Annotated in this window: 15 protein-coding genes; 9 read left to right on the top strand and 6 right to left on the bottom strand. The window is 60.5% G+C overall.

Annotation, left to right across the window (positions count from 1 at the left end; translation table 11 throughout):
• The first annotated feature begins 346 nt into the window (after window positions 1-346).
• On the top strand, window positions 347-1,849 hold the full coding sequence (gene guaB, locus ASG47_RS02760) for an IMP dehydrogenase (RefSeq protein ID WP_061907184.1): 1,503 nt from the start codon (window positions 347-349) through the stop codon (window positions 1,847-1,849).
• A 17-nt stretch (window positions 1,850-1,866) separates the two neighbouring features.
• Here the strand turns inward: guaB and ASG47_RS02755 are convergent, their stop codons facing one another.
• Complete coding sequence (locus tag ASG47_RS02755) at window positions 1,867-2,205, bottom strand: DUF3140 domain-containing protein (protein WP_061907183.1); 339 nt, start codon at window positions 2,203-2,205, stop codon at window positions 1,867-1,869.
• Between the two features lie 113 nt (window positions 2,206-2,318).
• On the opposite strand from ASG47_RS02755, the gene ASG47_RS02750 reads away from it, so the two are divergent.
• From ASG47_RS02750 to ASG47_RS02740, 3 genes are all read left to right on the top strand, one after another.
• Window positions 2,319-2,753 (top strand): MAPEG family protein, encoded by a 435-nt coding sequence (locus ASG47_RS02750; protein ID WP_061907182.1) that lies wholly within the window; start codon window positions 2,319-2,321, stop codon window positions 2,751-2,753.
• Between the two features lie 3 nt (window positions 2,754-2,756).
• A complete protein-coding gene (locus ASG47_RS02745) occupies window positions 2,757-4,043 on the top strand; it encodes an RsmB/NOP family class I SAM-dependent RNA methyltransferase (RefSeq protein WP_061907181.1) in 1,287 nt (428 codons plus the stop codon).
• 63 nt (window positions 4,044-4,106) lie between these two features.
• Complete coding sequence (locus ASG47_RS02740) at window positions 4,107-4,589, top strand: TspO/MBR family protein (RefSeq protein ID WP_061907180.1); 483 nt, start codon at window positions 4,107-4,109, stop codon at window positions 4,587-4,589.
• Here the strand turns inward: ASG47_RS02740 and ASG47_RS02735 are convergent.
• On the bottom strand, window positions 4,582-5,805 hold the full coding sequence (locus ASG47_RS02735; protein WP_061907179.1) for an acyltransferase family protein: 1,224 nt from the start codon (window positions 5,803-5,805) through the stop codon (window positions 4,582-4,584). The genes ASG47_RS02740 and ASG47_RS02735 overlap by 8 nt on opposite strands.
• A 126-nt stretch (window positions 5,806-5,931) precedes the next feature.
• Here ASG47_RS02735 and guaA point away from each other — a divergent pair, with 126 nt between their 5' ends.
• Complete coding sequence (gene guaA / locus ASG47_RS02730) at window positions 5,932-7,503, top strand: glutamine-hydrolyzing GMP synthase (RefSeq protein WP_061907178.1); 1,572 nt, start codon at window positions 5,932-5,934, stop codon at window positions 7,501-7,503.
• Between the two features lie 39 nt (window positions 7,504-7,542).
• Here the strand turns inward: guaA and ASG47_RS02725 are convergent, their stop codons facing one another.
• The 3 genes from ASG47_RS02725 to ASG47_RS02715 form a co-directional block, all read right to left on the bottom strand.
• Window positions 7,543-7,734: a hypothetical protein gene (locus ASG47_RS02725; RefSeq protein WP_061907177.1), complete on the bottom strand. Its 192-nt coding sequence runs from the start codon at window positions 7,732-7,734 to the stop codon at window positions 7,543-7,545.
• Between the two features lie 82 nt (window positions 7,735-7,816).
• Complete coding sequence (locus ASG47_RS21175) at window positions 7,817-8,389, bottom strand: helix-turn-helix domain-containing protein (protein WP_061907176.1); 573 nt, start codon at window positions 8,387-8,389, stop codon at window positions 7,817-7,819.
• A 274-nt stretch (window positions 8,390-8,663) separates the two neighbouring features.
• Window positions 8,664-9,617, bottom strand: a complete 954-nt coding sequence (locus ASG47_RS02715) for an AraC family transcriptional regulator (protein WP_061907175.1) — start codon at window positions 9,615-9,617, stop codon at window positions 8,664-8,666.
• A gap of 378 nt (window positions 9,618-9,995) precedes the next feature.
• Between ASG47_RS02715 and ASG47_RS02710 the strand changes: the two genes are divergently transcribed.
• Entirely contained in the window at window positions 9,996-10,694 is a 699-nt protein-coding gene (locus tag ASG47_RS02710) for a hypothetical protein (protein ID WP_244487023.1), read from the top strand.
• On the opposite strand, the gene ASG47_RS02705 is transcribed toward ASG47_RS02710, so the two are convergent.
• The gene (locus ASG47_RS02705) at window positions 10,684-11,946 is read right to left on the bottom strand and encodes an MFS transporter (RefSeq protein ID WP_061907174.1); all 1,263 of its coding nucleotides are present in this window, start codon (window positions 11,944-11,946) and stop codon (window positions 10,684-10,686) included. The two genes, ASG47_RS02710 and ASG47_RS02705, sit on opposite strands and share 11 nt — an antisense overlap.
• A gap of 161 nt (window positions 11,947-12,107) precedes the next feature.
• Here ASG47_RS02705 and ASG47_RS02700 point away from each other — a divergent pair, with 161 nt between their 5' ends.
• From ASG47_RS02700 to ASG47_RS02690, 3 genes are all read left to right on the top strand, one after another.
• Entirely contained in the window at window positions 12,108-12,998 is an 891-nt protein-coding gene (locus ASG47_RS02700; RefSeq protein WP_061907173.1) for a tetratricopeptide repeat protein, read from the top strand.
• 23 nt (window positions 12,999-13,021) lie between these two features.
• The gene (der, locus tag ASG47_RS02695) at window positions 13,022-14,467 is read left to right on the top strand and encodes a ribosome biogenesis GTPase Der (RefSeq protein ID WP_061907172.1); all 1,446 of its coding nucleotides are present in this window, start codon (window positions 13,022-13,024) and stop codon (window positions 14,465-14,467) included.
• 170 nt (window positions 14,468-14,637) lie between these two features.
• Complete coding sequence (locus ASG47_RS02690) at window positions 14,638-15,933, top strand: hemolysin family protein (RefSeq protein ID WP_320408908.1); 1,296 nt, start codon at window positions 14,638-14,640, stop codon at window positions 15,931-15,933.
• Window positions 15,934-15,986: the final 53 nt, after the last annotated feature.

Genomic DNA, 15,986 nt, shown 5'->3' with positions numbered 1-15,986 from the left:
GGACCAATCCCTATGAATCGGAAAATGCCGCGAATGCGACCTGGAGACTATGAGCCGATGAAACGGGCGGCGCCAGTCAATAGTGGCATGCCAAGGCAGGATTTTCGTGCCGCCAGAGAGGCTTTTGGGAAAACGTCCGCGCTTTCAATGCCCCAAACCTTTTCCTGATAGCACTTGGGACCCAGTTGAGCTAGGTGCCCAAACGCATTCCTCCCGTCCCGCGCGGCCCTATGCAAGCCGAGGCCCCGATGCTATTGACCCTCGCCAACCTGAACCCGCAGCTTTGCTCCGCCGGTTCATATTCCATCATCTCTGAATGAGTTCAGAAGGCAGGAAGGGTCTGGCCTTGGCGAAGATTATTACCACCATCACCGGCGATTATGCGCTGACATTCGACGACGTGCTGCTCCAGCCCGCGCGCTCCGATATCCTGCCGACCGAAACCGATATTGCGACCTATGTCACCAAGGACATAGCGCTCAACCTGCCGATCATTTCTTCGGCCATGGATACAGTCACCGAAGCCAATATGGCCATCGCCATGGCCCAAGCCGGCGGGCTCGGCGTTATCCATAAGAACCTGACGGCGACCGAACAGGCCGAGCAGGTCCGCATGGTCAAGAGCTTTGAAAGCGGCATGGTGGTCAACCCCATCACCATCGGCCCCAACGCCACCCTCGCCGATGCGCTGGCCCTCATGCAGAAAAGCCGCATTTCCGGCATTCCCGTTGTCGAAAATGGCGGCTCCGGCGGCCGTGCCATCGGCAAGCTCGTCGGCATTCTCACCAACCGCGACGTGCGCTTCGCCTCGAGCCCGGCCCAGCCGATCTCCGAGCTAATGACCCACCAGGACCTGATCACGGTGCGCGAAGGCGTGTCGAAGGAAGAAGCCAAGGTTCTCCTCCACCGTCACCGTATCGAAAAGCTCTTGGTCGTCGACGAAGACTATCGCTGCATTGGCCTCATCACCGTCAAGGACATCGAAAAGGCCCAGCTTCACCCGAACGCCGTCAAAGACGCACAGGGGCGCCTGCGCGTCGCTGCTGCCTCAACCGTGGGTGACAATGGCTTTGAGCGCTCCCTCGCGCTGATCGATGCCGGCGTTGATCTCCTCGTCATCGACACCGCGCACGGCCACTCGGTGCGCGTCGCCGAAGCCGTCGAACGTGTCAAGCGCGAGAGCAACTCCACCCGCATCGTCGCTGGCAATGTCGCCACTTCCGAAGCCACCAAGGCGCTGATCGATGCCGGCGCAGACGCGGTCAAGGTCGGTATCGGCCCGGGCTCGATCTGCACCACCCGCGTCGTCGCCGGCGTCGGCGTGCCTCAGCTCGCCGCCGTCATGGGCTGCGCCGAGGAGGGCCACAAGCAGGGCATTCCGGTCATCGCCGATGGCGGCATCAAGTTCTCGGGCGATATGGCGAAGGCCCTTGCCGGTGGCGCCTCCTGCGTCATGGTCGGCTCGCTGCTCGCCGGCACCGATGAAGCGCCGGGCGAAGTGTTCCTTTACCAGGGCCGCTCCTACAAATCCTATCGCGGCATGGGCTCGGTCGGCGCCATGGGTGCAGGTTCTGCCGATCGCTATTTCCAGCAGGATGTGCGCGATCAAATGAAGCTCGTGCCCGAGGGCATCGAAGGCCAGGTACCCTATAAGGGCCCAGTCGGCGCCGTGCTCCATCAGCTCGCCGGTGGCCTCCGCGCCTCGATGGGCTATACCGGCGCGCACACGCTCAAGGACTTCCGCGAGAACGCCACCTTCGTCAAAATCTCCGGTGCCGCGCTCAGCGAAAGTCACGTCCACGACGTGACCATCACCCGCGAAGCCCCGAACTATCGTAGCGGTCGCTGACCGTTTCGGCCCGCTGGTCAGTCGGTCAGCGGGTCATGCCCCCAATTCATCAGCGAATAGCGCCAAGGGGTTTCCTTGATGTCGCCCTTGGGCTTCTGCGCCAGATGCCGATGCACATAGCCGACCACCTTCTTCATATGCGCATAGTCCGCGTCGGTCAGGTCGGCCTTTTTCTTGTGCTTGATCTCGACAATCCGCCGTCCCGAATGGTGCCCGACGGACTCCTTGTCGCCGTCCTTCGGCCAACCGACTTCCTTGCTCTCCTCAGTCTCAAGCCACTTGTCGATTTTGGCCGGCGTCATGTTCACCGCCTCGGAAAACTGCTTGTAGATATCCTCGTGATCGTCCTGGGCCATGGCCTTGCTCCTCGTTTGCCAAGGCAACGGCGGTCACCCCCATCTGCGTTCCCCGCCAAACCATTTTGCGTTCCGCCCCGTTACTGCCTCAGCGCAATCGACCGGACCCTGCCATGCCCCTTACCGAAAAACTCCTCGTCCTCGCCATGGCCGCCCAGGTTCTCCTTGCGGTCGCCATCCTCGTCATGATGGGTCGCGAGCGCGTGCCACGCGTGATAAGCGGCGAAATCCCGATGGCCGACATTGCCGTCGAGCGTTCGGCCTATCCGCTGCGCGCCAGGCTGCTGTCGAACAATTTCGACAATCAGTTCCAGCTCCCCATTCTCTTCTTCGTCGCCGCGCTTCTCGCGCTACAGATCGGCTTCGTTGGCTGGGTTGAAGTGCTCTTTGCCTGGGCTTTCGTCGTCCTGCGCTATGTTCATGCCGCCATCCACATCACCAGCAATCATGTGCTCCATCGCTTCATGGTCTATTCGGCCGGTCTTGCGGTGCTGGTGCTCTTCTGGCTATGGCTCGTGGGTAAAATTCTTCTCGCCCCGAGTATCTGACCCATGCGCCTTCCCGGCCGTATCGCCGCCGCCATCGATGTCCTTTCCGATGTCGAAACCCGCAAGCGTCCCGTCTCGGAGGCGCTGAAAGCCTGGGGCCTCAACAATCGCTTTGCCGGCGCCGGCGATCGTGCCGCTATCGGCAACCTCGTCTATGACGCGTTGCGGCGCCGCGCCTCGTATGCTTTCGCGATGGGCAGCCACGAGCCGCGCGCGCTGGTTCTCGCGGCTGTCCTCCGCCATTGGGGCGAAACGCCCGAAACCCTCGCCGCAATGTTCGCCGACGACAGCCATGCCCCCGCGCCGCTGACCCCGCTCGAACAAGCCGGCGCACATGCCGAGGTCGAAGCCGCGCCGGATATCGTCCAGGCCGATTTTCCCGAATGGCTTGCCTCGTCCCTCAAGCGCGCTTTCGGCACAGACCTTGCCGCCGAGGGCCAGGCGATGGCCGGCCGACCGTCGCTCGACCTTCGCGTCAATGCCCTCAAAGCGACGCCGGAAAAGGTCGCCAAGTCGCTCGCTCGCTTTTCGCCCCAGCAAACCCAATACGCCCTTCTCGGCCTCACCATGCCGGCTGGCCCCGGCGATGCGCGCACACCCAATGTCACGACCGACGAGGGCTACCAAAAAGGCTGGTTCGAAGTCCAAGATCAGGGCAGCCAGATGGTTTCGGCCCTTGCCGGCGCCCAGCCCGGCGATCAGGTGCTCGATCTCTGTGCCGGGGCCGGGGGCAAGACCCTCGGACTCGCTTCGGCCATGGGCAATAAGGGCCAGATCTTTGCCTATGACAGCGATCGCAATCGCCTCGCGCCCATTTATGATCGGCTCAAGCGCAACGGTGTCCGCAATGCTCAGGTCCGTGCTCCAGAGCAAGGCGCTCTCGATGACCTCGCCGGCAAGATGGACCGCGTCGTTGTCGATGCTCCGTGTACCGGCACGGGCACCTGGCGTCGCCGCCCGGACACGAAATGGAAGCTGACGCCCGAACTTCTCGCCCAGCGCCAGGCTGACCAAGCCGCGATCCTTGAAGAGGCTACGCGCTACCTCAAGCCCGGCGGCACGCTCGTCTACATCACCTGCTCGATCCTCCCCGAAGAGAACGACGATCAGGTCGCAGCGCTTCTCTCCGCGCATCCAGAACTCAAATCGGTCGACATTGCCGCTGCCTGGCGCAGCGTCTTCATCACCGATATCCCGTCTGGTCTTGCGACCCCCGCTGGCGGCGTCCTTCTCACTCCGCACCGAACCGGGACGGATGGCTTTTATTGCCACCTGCTACGCAAGGCGTGAAGTGAACCACGGCGAACTTCCCTACGTTCTAGGATCAGTTATCCACGAACAAGGGGCAGGCTCATGTCAGCCACCACCACCCACCACCAGACGCCGCGGTCATGGCTTGTCCTCGGCGCCTTTATTCTCGTCGTTGTCGGCGTCGGCGCGCTGATCGGCACCCAGTCCATTCCCGGCACCTGGTACGAATCCCTCACCAAACCGCCCTTCAATCCACCCAATTGGATCTTTGGGCCGGTGTGGTTCACCCTCTATGTGCTGATTGCCATTTCCGGTTGGCGCATGTTCATGGACAACCCGACCGGCACGCCGATGAAGCTTTGGTACGCCCAGATGGCGCTCAACTGGGCTTGGTCGCCGGTCTGGTTCATCGGCCAGATGATCTGGCCGGCCTTCGCCATCATCGTGCTGCTTTGGCTCACGATCGTTGGCTTCATCCTGATCACCTGGAAGCGCGATCGTCTCGCGGCCTCGCTGTTCCTGCCCTATCTGGCTTGGGTGAGCTTCGCGAGCCTTCTCAATCTCTCGATCGGCATTCTCAACTAGCCGTCTTGATCCCGGCCGGCGCCTCATCGCGCCTGCCGGGTTGCTCCAGCTTCCGCGCCCAACGCACCGCTGGCTGCTCCAGCAGATAAAAGCTCAGCGTTGCCACGACAAAGGTCACGGCAATCACGATCCCGCTCGTCTGCAGCCATGTCGCCCAGCCGGTGTCCCCCGACGTGTCGAACGCGCCCGGCACCAGCTTTTCGATCAGCCACATGATCAGGAAATGCCAGACATAGATGCCGAAGGAAATCTTGGCGATGAAGCGCAGAGGTGCAATGTCGAGCCCCCGCCCGAGATAGACCGAAGAGGGCAGGGCGATCAGGGCTACACCCACCGCGATCGGCATGATCGGAAAGGCATAGGGGATACCAAGCCAGCCGAACCCTTCCGATAGTCCACCGATATTGACCGCGAGAATGACCGCCGTCGCCAATACGGCGAGGCCACCAATCACATCCATGGCGATGCCCTTATGGCGCTGCACCAGCACCTGCACGCCCGCAGCGAGGCCACCAAACGCGAAAATAGCAAAAAAACCGATCGGATTAAATCGCGGCATCCAGGCCTTGGCGCCACCGACAAGGCCGTGATTCCAGCCGCGTTCCACCTCGTCGATCGGCGCCCATTGCACCGCCATCCAATGAACGAGCAGCACGACGGCGATCACACCAGCCCAGAGCAGCCGCGCCGGCCAATCCCGCGCCTTTGCTGCAAACAACGCCGCCATTCCGAGCGGCAGCAGCAGATAGGCCGTTACCTCGAAGCCGATGGACCAAAGCGGCCCATTATTGTCGACCGGAAACAGGGTCACCCAATGCCAATCGCTGACCAGCAACAAACCGGCGACAAACCGAATGATCCGCTCGCCATCCAAAATCTTGCCGCCCAGCATCAGGTCGAGGCAGAGGCTGACGACCAGTGCGAGCCAAAATCCGGGGACGATCCGCGCCAGACGGCGCAGCGCATAGGTGCGCATTGACGGCATCGGTTTGCCTGCATCAAGCGCCAGCCAAAATGGCCGCGCCAGCAGAAAACCGCTGAGGACAAAGAACACGGACACGCCAAAGCTGCCATAGACCAGAAACCGCAGCACAGGCTGGATCGCTTCGGGTACCGAATTCATGTCCATGCGGAACGCGAGATGATGCAGCAGAACGCCCATGCAGGCCGTTGCCCGCAAAAAGTCGGCGCCCAGCAGGCGGTTGTCTTGGTTCATGTGTACTTACCCACGCGATTCCTCGTCCCAACGCACCAAATGGCAGATCGTGCCTTTGTGATGCAACATTCCGGCCTTGCGGTGGCAGCGCTTGCGAAAACCGCGCACTGCGGCTAAAGCCTCGCCATGCAGCTCCCAGATCCCGCTTCCGCTCAAGATTCCATCCTGATCGTCGACTTCGGCTCTCAGGTGACCCAGCTCATCGCACGCCGTATTCGCGAAACCGGCGTCTATTGCGAAATTCATCCATTTCAAGCCGCAGCCGCAGCCGTTGCAGCGCTGAAACCCAAGGGTATCGTGCTCTCAGGCGGCCCTGCTTCGACGCTGGATGAAAACGCTCCGACCATCGATCCGGCGATTTTCGATGCAAGTGTGCCCATCTTCGGCATCTGCTATGGCCAGCAGGCGCTCTGCATGGCTCTGGGCGGCAAGGTTGAAGCCGGTCACCATCGCGAATTCGGTCGCGCTCAGGTCACCATCGAAAAGCCGAGCGAACTCTATGCCGGCATTTGGGATCTCGGCACCGACCACCAGGTCTGGATGAGCCACGGCGACCGCGTTACGCAGATCCCTGAAGGCTTCGAGGTTGTCGGCACTTCGCCCAACGCGCCATTCGCCATGATCGCCAACGAAGCGCGCCGCATCTGGGCCGTGCAGTTCCATCCCGAAGTGGTTCATACCCCTGATGGCGGCAAGCTTTACGCCAATTTCGTCCACAAGATCTGCGGCATCCAGTCGACCTGGACCATGTCCGCCTATCGCCAGAAAATGGTCGAAAAGATCCGCGCTCAGGTCGGCACGGGCAAGGTCATCTGCGGCCTCTCCGGCGGCGTCGACTCTTCTGTCGCAGCGGTGTTGATCCATGAAGCCATCGGCGATCAGCTCACCTGCATCTATGTCGATCACGGCCTGATGCGTCTCAATGAGACGGAACAAGTCCTCACAATGTTCCGCGACCAGTACAATATCCCGCTGGTCCACGTGGATGCCTCAAAGGTCTTCCTCGAAGAACTCGACGGCCAGTCCGACCCGGAAACCAAGCGCAAGATCATCGGCCGCCTCTTCATCGAGGTGTTCGAAGCCGAAGCCAAGAAGCTCGGCGGCGCGCAATTCCTCGCCCAGGGCACGCTTTATCCCGACGTTATCGAGAGCGTCTCTTTCACCGGCGGTCCCTCGGTCACCATCAAGAGCCACCACAATGTCGGCGGTCTCCCCGAGCGCATGAACATGCAGCTCGTCGAACCCCTGCGCGAACTGTTCAAGGATGAAGTCCGTGTCCTTGGCCGCGAACTCGGCATTCCGGATAGCTTCATCGGCCGCCACCCGTTCCCGGGGCCCGGCCTTGCCATCCGTTGCCCCGGCGGTATCACGCCCGAAAAGCTCGATATCCTCCGTCAAGCGGACGCCATCTATCTCGACGAAATCCGCAAGTCCGGCCAATACGACAAGATCTGGCAGGCCTTTGCCGTGCTGCTTCCGGTCCAGACCGTCGGGGTCATGGGCGATGGCCGCACCTACGAATTCGTCTGCGCCCTCCGCGCGGTGACCTCGGTCGATGGCATGACCGCAGATTTCTACCAGTTCGACATGAACTTCCTCGGAAAGACTGCCACCCGCATCATCAACGAAGTCCGCGGCATCAACCGTGTCGTATATGACGTCACGAGCAAGCCGCCCGGCACGATCGAGTGGGAATGACGTCGGCTAAACGCCGTTCACATTCAATAAAAGGGGCCGCTATCGGCCCCTTTTTTCTATTGCTGGTCGATGCCGGTCATCTTCCCGCATCATCGCGTCGCTCCACCAACTCATCACGAAGAAGCCAAGGTCGAGCACTGGCACGTGGCGCGCCAGTTCGAGCGTGCGCATTTGCGATCGCGGTTTCACCTTCAGCGTTCCGCGCGGCAGCTTGATATAAAACCAGGCCATGTCATCCCCCCGGATTGTGCCTTGTTATGGAACTGACGGCGCCACGCGAACGTGACACCGTCTTTTCGTTGCGTGCAAAAGCTCAGGTCAGGGCATCTGGCGACCGTTGACCCTCGGCGATCAGGCTTGCCCAATAGGCGTGCAGCTTGTTTCGCAGAGTACGCAGCGAAATGCCCAGCATGCGCGCCGTCATGGTGCGATTGCCCTGGCAGTGCCGAAGCGTCGAGAGGATCAAGACGCGCTCGACATCTTCAATCGAGCGCCCCACGCTCTTTTCGACATGGGCGAGCCCGCCCTGCGGCGTCCCTTCCATCCGTGTCAGATGCGCGACGAGAAAATCCATCAGCCGGTCGATATCCGAGGTCGTGATCGTGTCGCTCGATCCCGTGCCGTCTTCATTGCGGAAGACGAACGCACCTGTCTGCGCATCGACCGAAATTACTGCCTGATCGCCAAGCCTTATGACCGGCGTCTCACCATCCTGATATTGGATCGGCACCCCATTCTGGGGATAGGCTGGATCGGAAAAGACCATCCACAGCTCGGCATAGAGGCCGCGAAGCCGCTCTTTCTGTAGGGAAATCTGCGACTTCGGCGGCTGCACCCGCCGCCCGAACGCAGGTTGGTCGATATCCGTTTCCTTTTTTGGCGGCATGCCCTGTCTTCCGAAGAAGCGCGGCCGCTTGCCATATGACCCGAAAAGTTCGCTATCTTGCCGAACCCGCCTCTCCGCGGCGGTCCGTTGTTCGGCGGTCTCGGTGCCCTGTCCCTGGCCCAATGCAACCTCCAATGACGCTGTCCACCACCGTGCATTCCCATAAGCACGGTGGTGTCGGCTGTCATAATCAGGCGATCTATGCGGTAAGTCTTCTCATTGCGTGCAGGCGGCGGGCAATGTCCCGACCATTATTGGGTACACCCAGTTAGGGTCAGCCAATGTGCTCGCTATGGCGCAGGTCACTCGGAGACATGCCGTAAGCTTTGCTGAACACCCGATAAAAGGTCGCGACACTTTCAAAGCCGCAGCCGAAGGCGATGTCGATCACCGGCGCCGTTGGCCTCTCGAGAAGCCACTGCCGCGCCGCGCGAATGCGCATGACGGAAAGCGTTTTGGCAAAGCTCGTTTCCGCCTCTTCGAAGACGGTGAACAATTGCCGACGTGAAATGCCGATGATTCCTGCGACCTTATCGGGCGTCAGGCCAGGCTCGCTCTTGTTGGCATCCATGATGTCGAGCGCCGCATGATAAAGGCCATGCCGCATCGCCCTGCGAATTTCCGGAATGCCGATCGGCAGCAAGCCCCTGACCGCCAGCGCAAGTCGACCGAGATCGGTCCCCGCGGCATCCTCCATGATTGACGCCAAGGCGCTCCCATGAACGGCCTTGAATAGGGCCTGCATGGGCCGAACGGCGGTGGACGAGGTGTCCACTCGCGCCGATTGCATGTCGTCGATGGCGGCGCCCATGGCCAATCCCGCCGTCAACGGAATGCGGGTCATCCTGTAGTGAAAAGCCTTGTCGCCAGTCGGCGTTGCGACAAATGGCGCATCGCTGAACCCAATGATCATGTCGCCCTTGTTGATCTTTTCGACGCCCCCGGCGGTCTCGAGATGCCCGGGTCCCTCGATCTGGTGACCGATACAGATGCTGTTCCCCGCAACACGGGCAATATCGCTTTCGGTGCGCTTGACCACATAGGCCGAGGCGCGAATGGATGTCACCGTGGCACTGCCTACGGTTCTGGAGCGAAAGCGACCCTGAAAGGCGCGCCTCCGCTCGATCGGCAATTCGAGCGTCACGCCCAGCACATGTTTGGCGCGCAATTCGCGCCAGTGCTCAAAGCGATCCTGGGGGGCAATACTATCCGTGGCAAACCCTATCATTTGAAACCTGCTTGCTGTCCACACATGCAGCCGGATGACTGGTGCGCGAATGCTGCCGGAGATTTCTGGATTGAGATAGTCAGCTAAGCTGACTTTGTTTGGGGGTAATACTGTACGGCAAGAACTAAATAGTATTATTACGTTGGCGCCGGAGCGGCCATAAATTCGAGCGCTCGCGGTGCTTTACCGTTTCTTTCATTGCAAAGTCGGAGGAGGGTGAATGCGTTGGCGCTGACTTCTTCTGACATAATTGGCCACCCGGAAGTTTTGCTGCTTATTCAGCGCCAGTCAGGTGCCCTGATTAGTGCTTTTCATCTTAATCCGCGCATTAGTTCAATCTTTGCAACGCAGCAAAGATGGCTGCTCGCGCATGCCGCAATGGCTCTGGCCTTCAGGCAGGGCGGCGCAACGTCACCTCGGCTGACGCTTTCCCGGTTTCTCGATGAAGTGGAGCGATATGGCATCGCCAGTCGCAACACTGCCGACGCCTTCATCAAGGAAATGATGCACTATCACTATGCGATGGCCATCGAAAATCCCGATGACCGGCGCGAAAAGCCGCTTATCGTTTCGCCTGCACCCCTAGACATGCTGCATCGCTGGCTTTCAACACACCTCACCACGCTGGATGCCATCGATAACGGTCTGCGGTTGGAAAGCCTCAAAACTGTTCCCATGGCCTTCGCCGCGATTGAGATCGAGGTGGCGTCCAGTTTCATGACCGCCATAGGCATGCGGGAGCCGGAGGGCGCCGTCTCGCTTTTCACCTGGTTCAACAATGGCGGGATCGTCATGGATTGGTTGATCACCTGCATCACGGGTCAATCCACGGACCAGCAGACCTATATTACGTCCATCACCTCGATTTCCGAAATCGCTGATTGGATTCACATCTCGCGCACTCATCTCACCCGCAAGTTGCGCGAAGCCGAAACCATGGGAAGCATGGGCTGGAGCGGCAAGCGGGGCGGGTCGCCGATGTGGGTTTCAGCCGGCTTTGTCGACGAGGTCATCGGCTACCAGGCCGCCAAACTCGCTATCATCGATGCGGCCTGCGAGCGCGCCTTCAACCGCTAAAGACCTGCCGGTCCCGACGCATTAGCGTGGCGCTCAACGATAGCGCCCCGATCAATCCAGTCAGAACCGACAAAGCCAGAAACATCTTCCCCGCCGATAGTCCGGTCATCGGATAGACGAAAATGGTGACGCCGCCGAGGCACATGGCAAAGCCACTCAGTGTGTGGCTGATGCCCACAAATCGTGCGCGTTCTTCAGCTTGCGTCAGGCGCTGGATTGCAGCTGTCAGCGGCACAAGGAAAAATCCGGCTCCTGCAGATGTCAGCGTCAAATCGTTCGATACCCGCGCAATGCCCCATATGTCCCAGCCATGCGGCAAAAGTGCCAGGTCGAGCATCGGCAATATAATCACCGTCAGCATCCCGGCGATCAGAACAGTCGGATCGAACCGACGGATCAATTGGCTTGCCGTCATCGCCCCAGCGGCGACACCGACGGTCGTAACGAGGAAGAGTAGCGAAGCCGTTTGATCCGGCCCGCCTGTCTCCGACACGTGAATGGGCAAGAGTGCTGTCAGCGCTGTTCCCTGACACCAGAACCAGCACGACCCGATCAGCGGCCATATAAGACCCGTCGACGCGCGCAATCTCCTGAAGCTGTCTACGAAGTCTCCCGCAAATGCCGCAGCGGAAAGCGAAAGGGCAGGGGCCTTGGGTCCGACCTCCTCAATTCTTTGACTGGCAAACCAACCTAGTGCGGCCAGCGCCGGCGCACCGAAAAGCATCAACCAAAACCCGGCACTATCGAGAGCCAGAAAACTACCGAGCGTCAGGCCCAACATGACGGCCACTGTTCCGGTTGCGCTCATCCACCCATTCGCGTCAAGCAGCCGGTTTTTACCGGCCAATTCGGGCAGTATGGCAAACTTGGCCGGACCCAGAAGTGCCGCCTGGATCCCGGCAAACAGTAAGACAACGAGAATCAGCAGCGTGTTCCCGGTCGCAAACCCGATCGCCCCAGCAGAAACGATCAACACATCCAAACCCATCATCGTCCGCATCAGAGCAGTCTTGGAGTATCGGTCTGCCAACCGTCCGGCCGGAAGCGACAACAGCACATAGGGCAAAACGATCACGACTGTGCTGATGGCAATCAGCGCCTCATTGCCGAGGCCAAACGCAGTCAGCCCGCGAAACGTTAGGAGCGCCAGCATCGCGGAGCGGAGTAGGCTGTGGTTGAAGGTGCTCAGTGCCTGCGCAAAGACCAATGCCGGCAAACTGAAATCCGCCTTTTGGGCTTGTGCCAAAGCCATGAACGCCGTCCCCTCCGACCCGCCGCACCCTATATCCTCCTAATTGCACATGAGAAGTGGCCTTCATCCGCCGATTTCCGCCTGTCAAACGCCCATCCAATTTGCAATCCGGGGGTAGCGTGCTAAACACGCGCGAAATTGCGTGAGACCCAGAGACCGCCATGGCCGAGGACAATATTTTCCGTGAAGTTGACGAGGAGCTCCGCTCCGATCGCATGCGCGCGCTTTGGCGTCGCATTGCGCCTTTCGTCATCGGCGCGGCCGTGGCCATTGTGGCCATCGTGGCGGTCAACGAAGGTTGGGCCTGGTACAGCAACAGCAAGTCCGCCCAGTCGTCCCAGGAGCTTTACGCCGCGCTCGACAGCGCCAACAAGGATGACCTGCCTGCGGCCCAGGCCGAGCTCGATACGCTCGCTGCCAATGGCAGCGGTGGCTATCCGGTGCTTGCCGAATTTGCCAAAGCCTCGCTTCTCGCCAAGAGCGGCGATAGCGCTGGCGCGGTGGCCGCTTACGATACGCTCGCCAATGATCAGTCCAATGTGCGCCTGCGCGAACTGGCATTGCTGCAAGCAGCCAGCATCCTCGTCGACACTGGCACACTCGCCGATGTTGAAACCCGCGTCGGCTCCATCGCGACTGACGACAATCCGATGCGCCGCGTTGCGCGCGAGCTGATCGGGCTCGCCCAGTTCAAGGCCGGCGACAATGAAGCAGCCAAGGCCAGCTTTGAAGCCGTGCTGAATGACCCGTTGGCCCAGGACGGCATCCGCAACCGCGTTGCCTACTATCTCGCAGCCATGACCTCCAATGGCGCGATTGCACCAGAGGCGCCTGCCGACGCGAGCACCGCAGCCGATGCGGTCGATTCGATCATCCAGGGCGACGAAGTCACTGCACCAGCTTCCGATGCTGCTCCAGCCGAAGCAACCACGCCTGCGGAAACCACGACCCCTGACGCGCCAGCGACGACGACCACACCCGCTGCCGAAACGCCGGCCGCTGAGCCTGCAGCGCCTGCTGCCGGTACGACAACGCCGCCGGCAACGCAGTAAACTAAACCAATCGAGGAGCGGCCATGACGGTCACCGTAGCCATTGTCGGCCGCCCCAATGTCGGCAAGTCGACCCTGTTCAATCGCCTAGTCGGCCGCAAGATCGCGCTGGTCGATGACACGCCCGGCGTGACCCGCGACCGTCGCGAAGCCGAGGGCCATATCGCCGACCTGACATTCAAGGTCCTCGATACGGCAGGCTATGAGGACGTCAAGGACGGCTCGCTCGAAGACCGCATGCGCCAGCAGACCGAGCTCGCCATCCGCGACGCCGACGTCATCCTGTTCATGATCGACGCGCGTGCTGGCGTCGTGCCGCTCGACGAGCGCTTTGCCCAGGTTCTGCGCAAGGCCGGCAAGGACGTGCACCTCGTCGGTAATAAGGCCGAAAGCAAATCTGCCGAACATGGCTTGGTCGAGGCCTTCAAGCTCGGCTTCGGCGAACCGATCGCCCTTTCGGCCGAGCATGGCCTGGGGCTGTCCGAACTCTATTCCATCGTTTCGGCCGCTATCGACACCGCTGCAGAGAAGAAGGCCGCGGAAGCTGCGAGCGAGTTCGACGGCGATCTCGACGAACTGCCCGAAGTCGATGTCGACATCACGCCCGATATGCTGGAAGGCGAAGGGGAAGAAGCAACCCTCCGCTGGAATCCGCGCCGCTATCTCAACGTCGCCATTGTCGGCCGGCCGAACGCGGGGAAGTCGACCCTCGTCAACCGGATGGTTGGGGAAGATCGCGTCCTCGTTGGTCCCGAGGCTGGCATCACGCGCGATTCCATTCTCGTGCCCTGGGAGTGGGAAGGCCGCGTCATCAACCTTGTTGATACCGCTGGTATTCGACGTCGCGCCCGTGTCACCGAGAAGCTCGAAAAGCTGGCGGTGGGCGATAGCCTTCGCTCCATCCAATATGCCGAAGTCGTAGTCCTGTTGCTCGATGCGACCATTCCGTTCGAAAAGCAGGATCTGGCGCTTGCCGATCTCGTCGAGCGCGAAGGCCGTTCCATGGTCATTGCGCTCAACAAATGGGACCTGATCGAAGACAAGAACGCCAAGCTCGCCGAACTCCGTGCGGAATGCGAACGCCTCCTGCCGCAGCTCCGCGGCATTCCGCTCGTGACGCTGTCGGGCCTCACCGGGCGCAACATCGATAAGCTGATGCAGGCGGTCTTCGATGTCGAGCGCACCTGGAATGCGCACGTTTCGACCGCCAAGCTCAATCGTTGGCTCATCGCCATGACCGAGAGCCATCCACCTCCGGCCGTCTCGGGTCGCCGGCTCAAGATGCGCTATATGACGCAAGCGAAAACTAGGCCGCCGAGCTTCATCGTCTTCGCGTCGCGCCCCGATGTCGTGCCGATGTCCTACCAGCGTTACCTGATCAACGGCCTGCGCCAGTCCTTTGATATGCCCGGAACCCCGATCCGCCTCTGGCTCCGCGGCGGCAAGAATCCATACGCCAATAAGGACTGAGGCGCCGGTTTACCGGGCCTCTTACTCTGCGTGGCTCACTCCCGCGCATGCTGGGGAGACATTCCTCCCCAGCAAATGCGTCCATTGGCCTATTCACATTGGCCGGGCTTGCCCTATAGTGGGCGGGTCGTAGCACCCCGCCATTGGTCGCGGCGTGTCAACATTGCACTTTGTTGCTTACAGAAATCCTCATCGTCGTCGTTCTGATCCTCGTGAACGGCGCCTTGGCCATGTCAGAATTGGCCGTCGTCTCTTCCCGTCCCGCGCGTCTAAAAGTCCTTGCCGATCAAGGAAACAAAGGTGCAGCCACCGCTATCAGGCTTGCCGAAGATCCGGGCAAATTCCTTTCATCAGTGCAGATCGGCATTACCCTCGTTGGTATTTTGTCGGGCGCCTTTTCGGGCGCCACGCTGGGCTCGCGCCTCAGCGTCTGGCTGGCCGAGATCGGCTTGCCGGCCAATATCGCCGATGTGGGCGGCGTCGGTCTCGTCGTTGTCCTGATCACCTATGGTTCGCTGATTCTCGGCGAATTGGTGCCCAAGCAGATCGCGCTGCGTAACTCGGAAAATGTGGCTTCATACGTGGCCCAGCCGATGGCGATCGTCGCTCTCGTCGGTTCGCCCATTGTTTGGCTGCTCGATGTCTCGGGCAAGCTGGTTCTGCGTCTTCTCGGCCAGAGTGGCCAAAACGAAGAGCAGGTCACCGAGGAAGAAGTCCGAACGATCCTCGCTGAAGCCACTAGCGCGGGCGTCTTCGAAACCGAAGAGCACTCGATGCTCTCGGGCGTCATGCGGCTTGCCGATCGCTCGGCACGCGGCCTGATGACCCCGCGTCTGGACGTCGTTTCGATCGATGTCGAGGACAGTTTTGAGGAAAACCTCAAGATCATCCTCAACACCTCGCATTCCCAGGTCCTTGTGCAGGAAGGCAATGCCGATTCCATCCTCGGCGTTCTCGCGCTTGCAGATCTGCTTCCCGCTCTCGCTACTGGTCAGCAGCCGGACCTGCGCAAGCTCGTTAAATCGCTGCCAGTTATCATGGAGCACGCCGACGCTCTCGACGTGGTCGAGGCGATCCGCCAGGCGCCGGTGAAAATGGTTCTGGTTGTCGATGAATACGGCCACTTCGAAGGCATCGTCACTTTTGGCGATGTTCTCGAAGTGATCACCGGTGTTTACAATGAAGAGCCGGGTGACGATCCCGCCATTTTGCAGCGTCAGGATGGCTCGTGGTTGGTCGCTGGCTGGATGCCGGTTGACGACTTCTCGGAGCGGTTCAAGATCACTGTACCAAAGGATGCGCGCTACGAAACCGTGGCCGGCTATATCCTTGCCTGCCTCAACCATCTTCCCGCAACGGGCGAGACATTCGATCGCGATGGCTGGCATTTCGAGGTCATCGACCTCGATGGCCGCCGTATCGATAAGGTGCTGATTTCAAAATTGGCAGATGTCGAAGCCGCTTAAAACAAAGGCCCCGGAGCGATCCGGGGCCTTTTTGTTTCGCTGGCCTATCGGCC

This window comes from Devosia sp. Leaf420 (assembly GCF_001425445.1).
GTDB lineage: Bacteria > Pseudomonadota > Alphaproteobacteria > Rhizobiales > Devosiaceae > Devosia.
Note: the sequence above shows the minus strand (reverse complement) of the source record. Positions and strands in the feature narration are given on the sequence as shown.

What these genes read in the sequence shown, in the direction of transcription:
- der (WP_061907172.1), top strand. Translation starts at nt 13,022, where the DNA reads ATGACGGTCACCGTAGCCATTGTCGGCCGCCCCAATGTCGGCAAGTCG.
- ASG47_RS02715 (WP_061907175.1), bottom strand. Translation starts at nt 9,617, where the DNA reads ATGATAGGGTTTGCCACGGATAGTATTGCCCCCCAGGATCGCTTTGAG.
- ASG47_RS02700 (WP_061907173.1), top strand. Translation starts at nt 12,108, where the DNA reads ATGGCCGAGGACAATATTTTCCGTGAAGTTGACGAGGAGCTCCGCTCC.
- ASG47_RS21175 (WP_061907176.1), bottom strand. Translation starts at nt 8,389, where the DNA reads ATGCCGCCAAAAAAGGAAACGGATATCGACCAACCTGCGTTCGGGCGG.
- guaA (WP_061907178.1), top strand. Translation starts at nt 5,932, where the DNA reads ATGCAGCTCCCAGATCCCGCTTCCGCTCAAGATTCCATCCTGATCGTC.
- ASG47_RS02710 (WP_244487023.1), top strand. Translation starts at nt 9,996, where the DNA reads ATGGCTCTGGCCTTCAGGCAGGGCGGCGCAACGTCACCTCGGCTGACG.
- ASG47_RS02750 (WP_061907182.1), top strand. Translation starts at nt 2,319, where the DNA reads ATGCCCCTTACCGAAAAACTCCTCGTCCTCGCCATGGCCGCCCAGGTT.
- ASG47_RS02740 (WP_061907180.1), top strand. Translation starts at nt 4,107, where the DNA reads ATGTCAGCCACCACCACCCACCACCAGACGCCGCGGTCATGGCTTGTC.
- ASG47_RS02735 (WP_061907179.1), bottom strand. Translation starts at nt 5,805, where the DNA reads ATGAACCAAGACAACCGCCTGCTGGGCGCCGACTTTTTGCGGGCAACG.
- ASG47_RS02755 (WP_061907183.1), bottom strand. Translation starts at nt 2,205, where the DNA reads ATGGCCCAGGACGATCACGAGGATATCTACAAGCAGTTTTCCGAGGCG.
- ASG47_RS02705 (WP_061907174.1), bottom strand. Translation starts at nt 11,946, where the DNA reads ATGGCTTTGGCACAAGCCCAAAAGGCGGATTTCAGTTTGCCGGCATTG.
- ASG47_RS02725 (WP_061907177.1), bottom strand. Translation starts at nt 7,734, where the DNA reads ATGGCCTGGTTTTATATCAAGCTGCCGCGCGGAACGCTGAAGGTGAAA.
- ASG47_RS02745 (WP_061907181.1), top strand. Translation starts at nt 2,757, where the DNA reads ATGCGCCTTCCCGGCCGTATCGCCGCCGCCATCGATGTCCTTTCCGAT.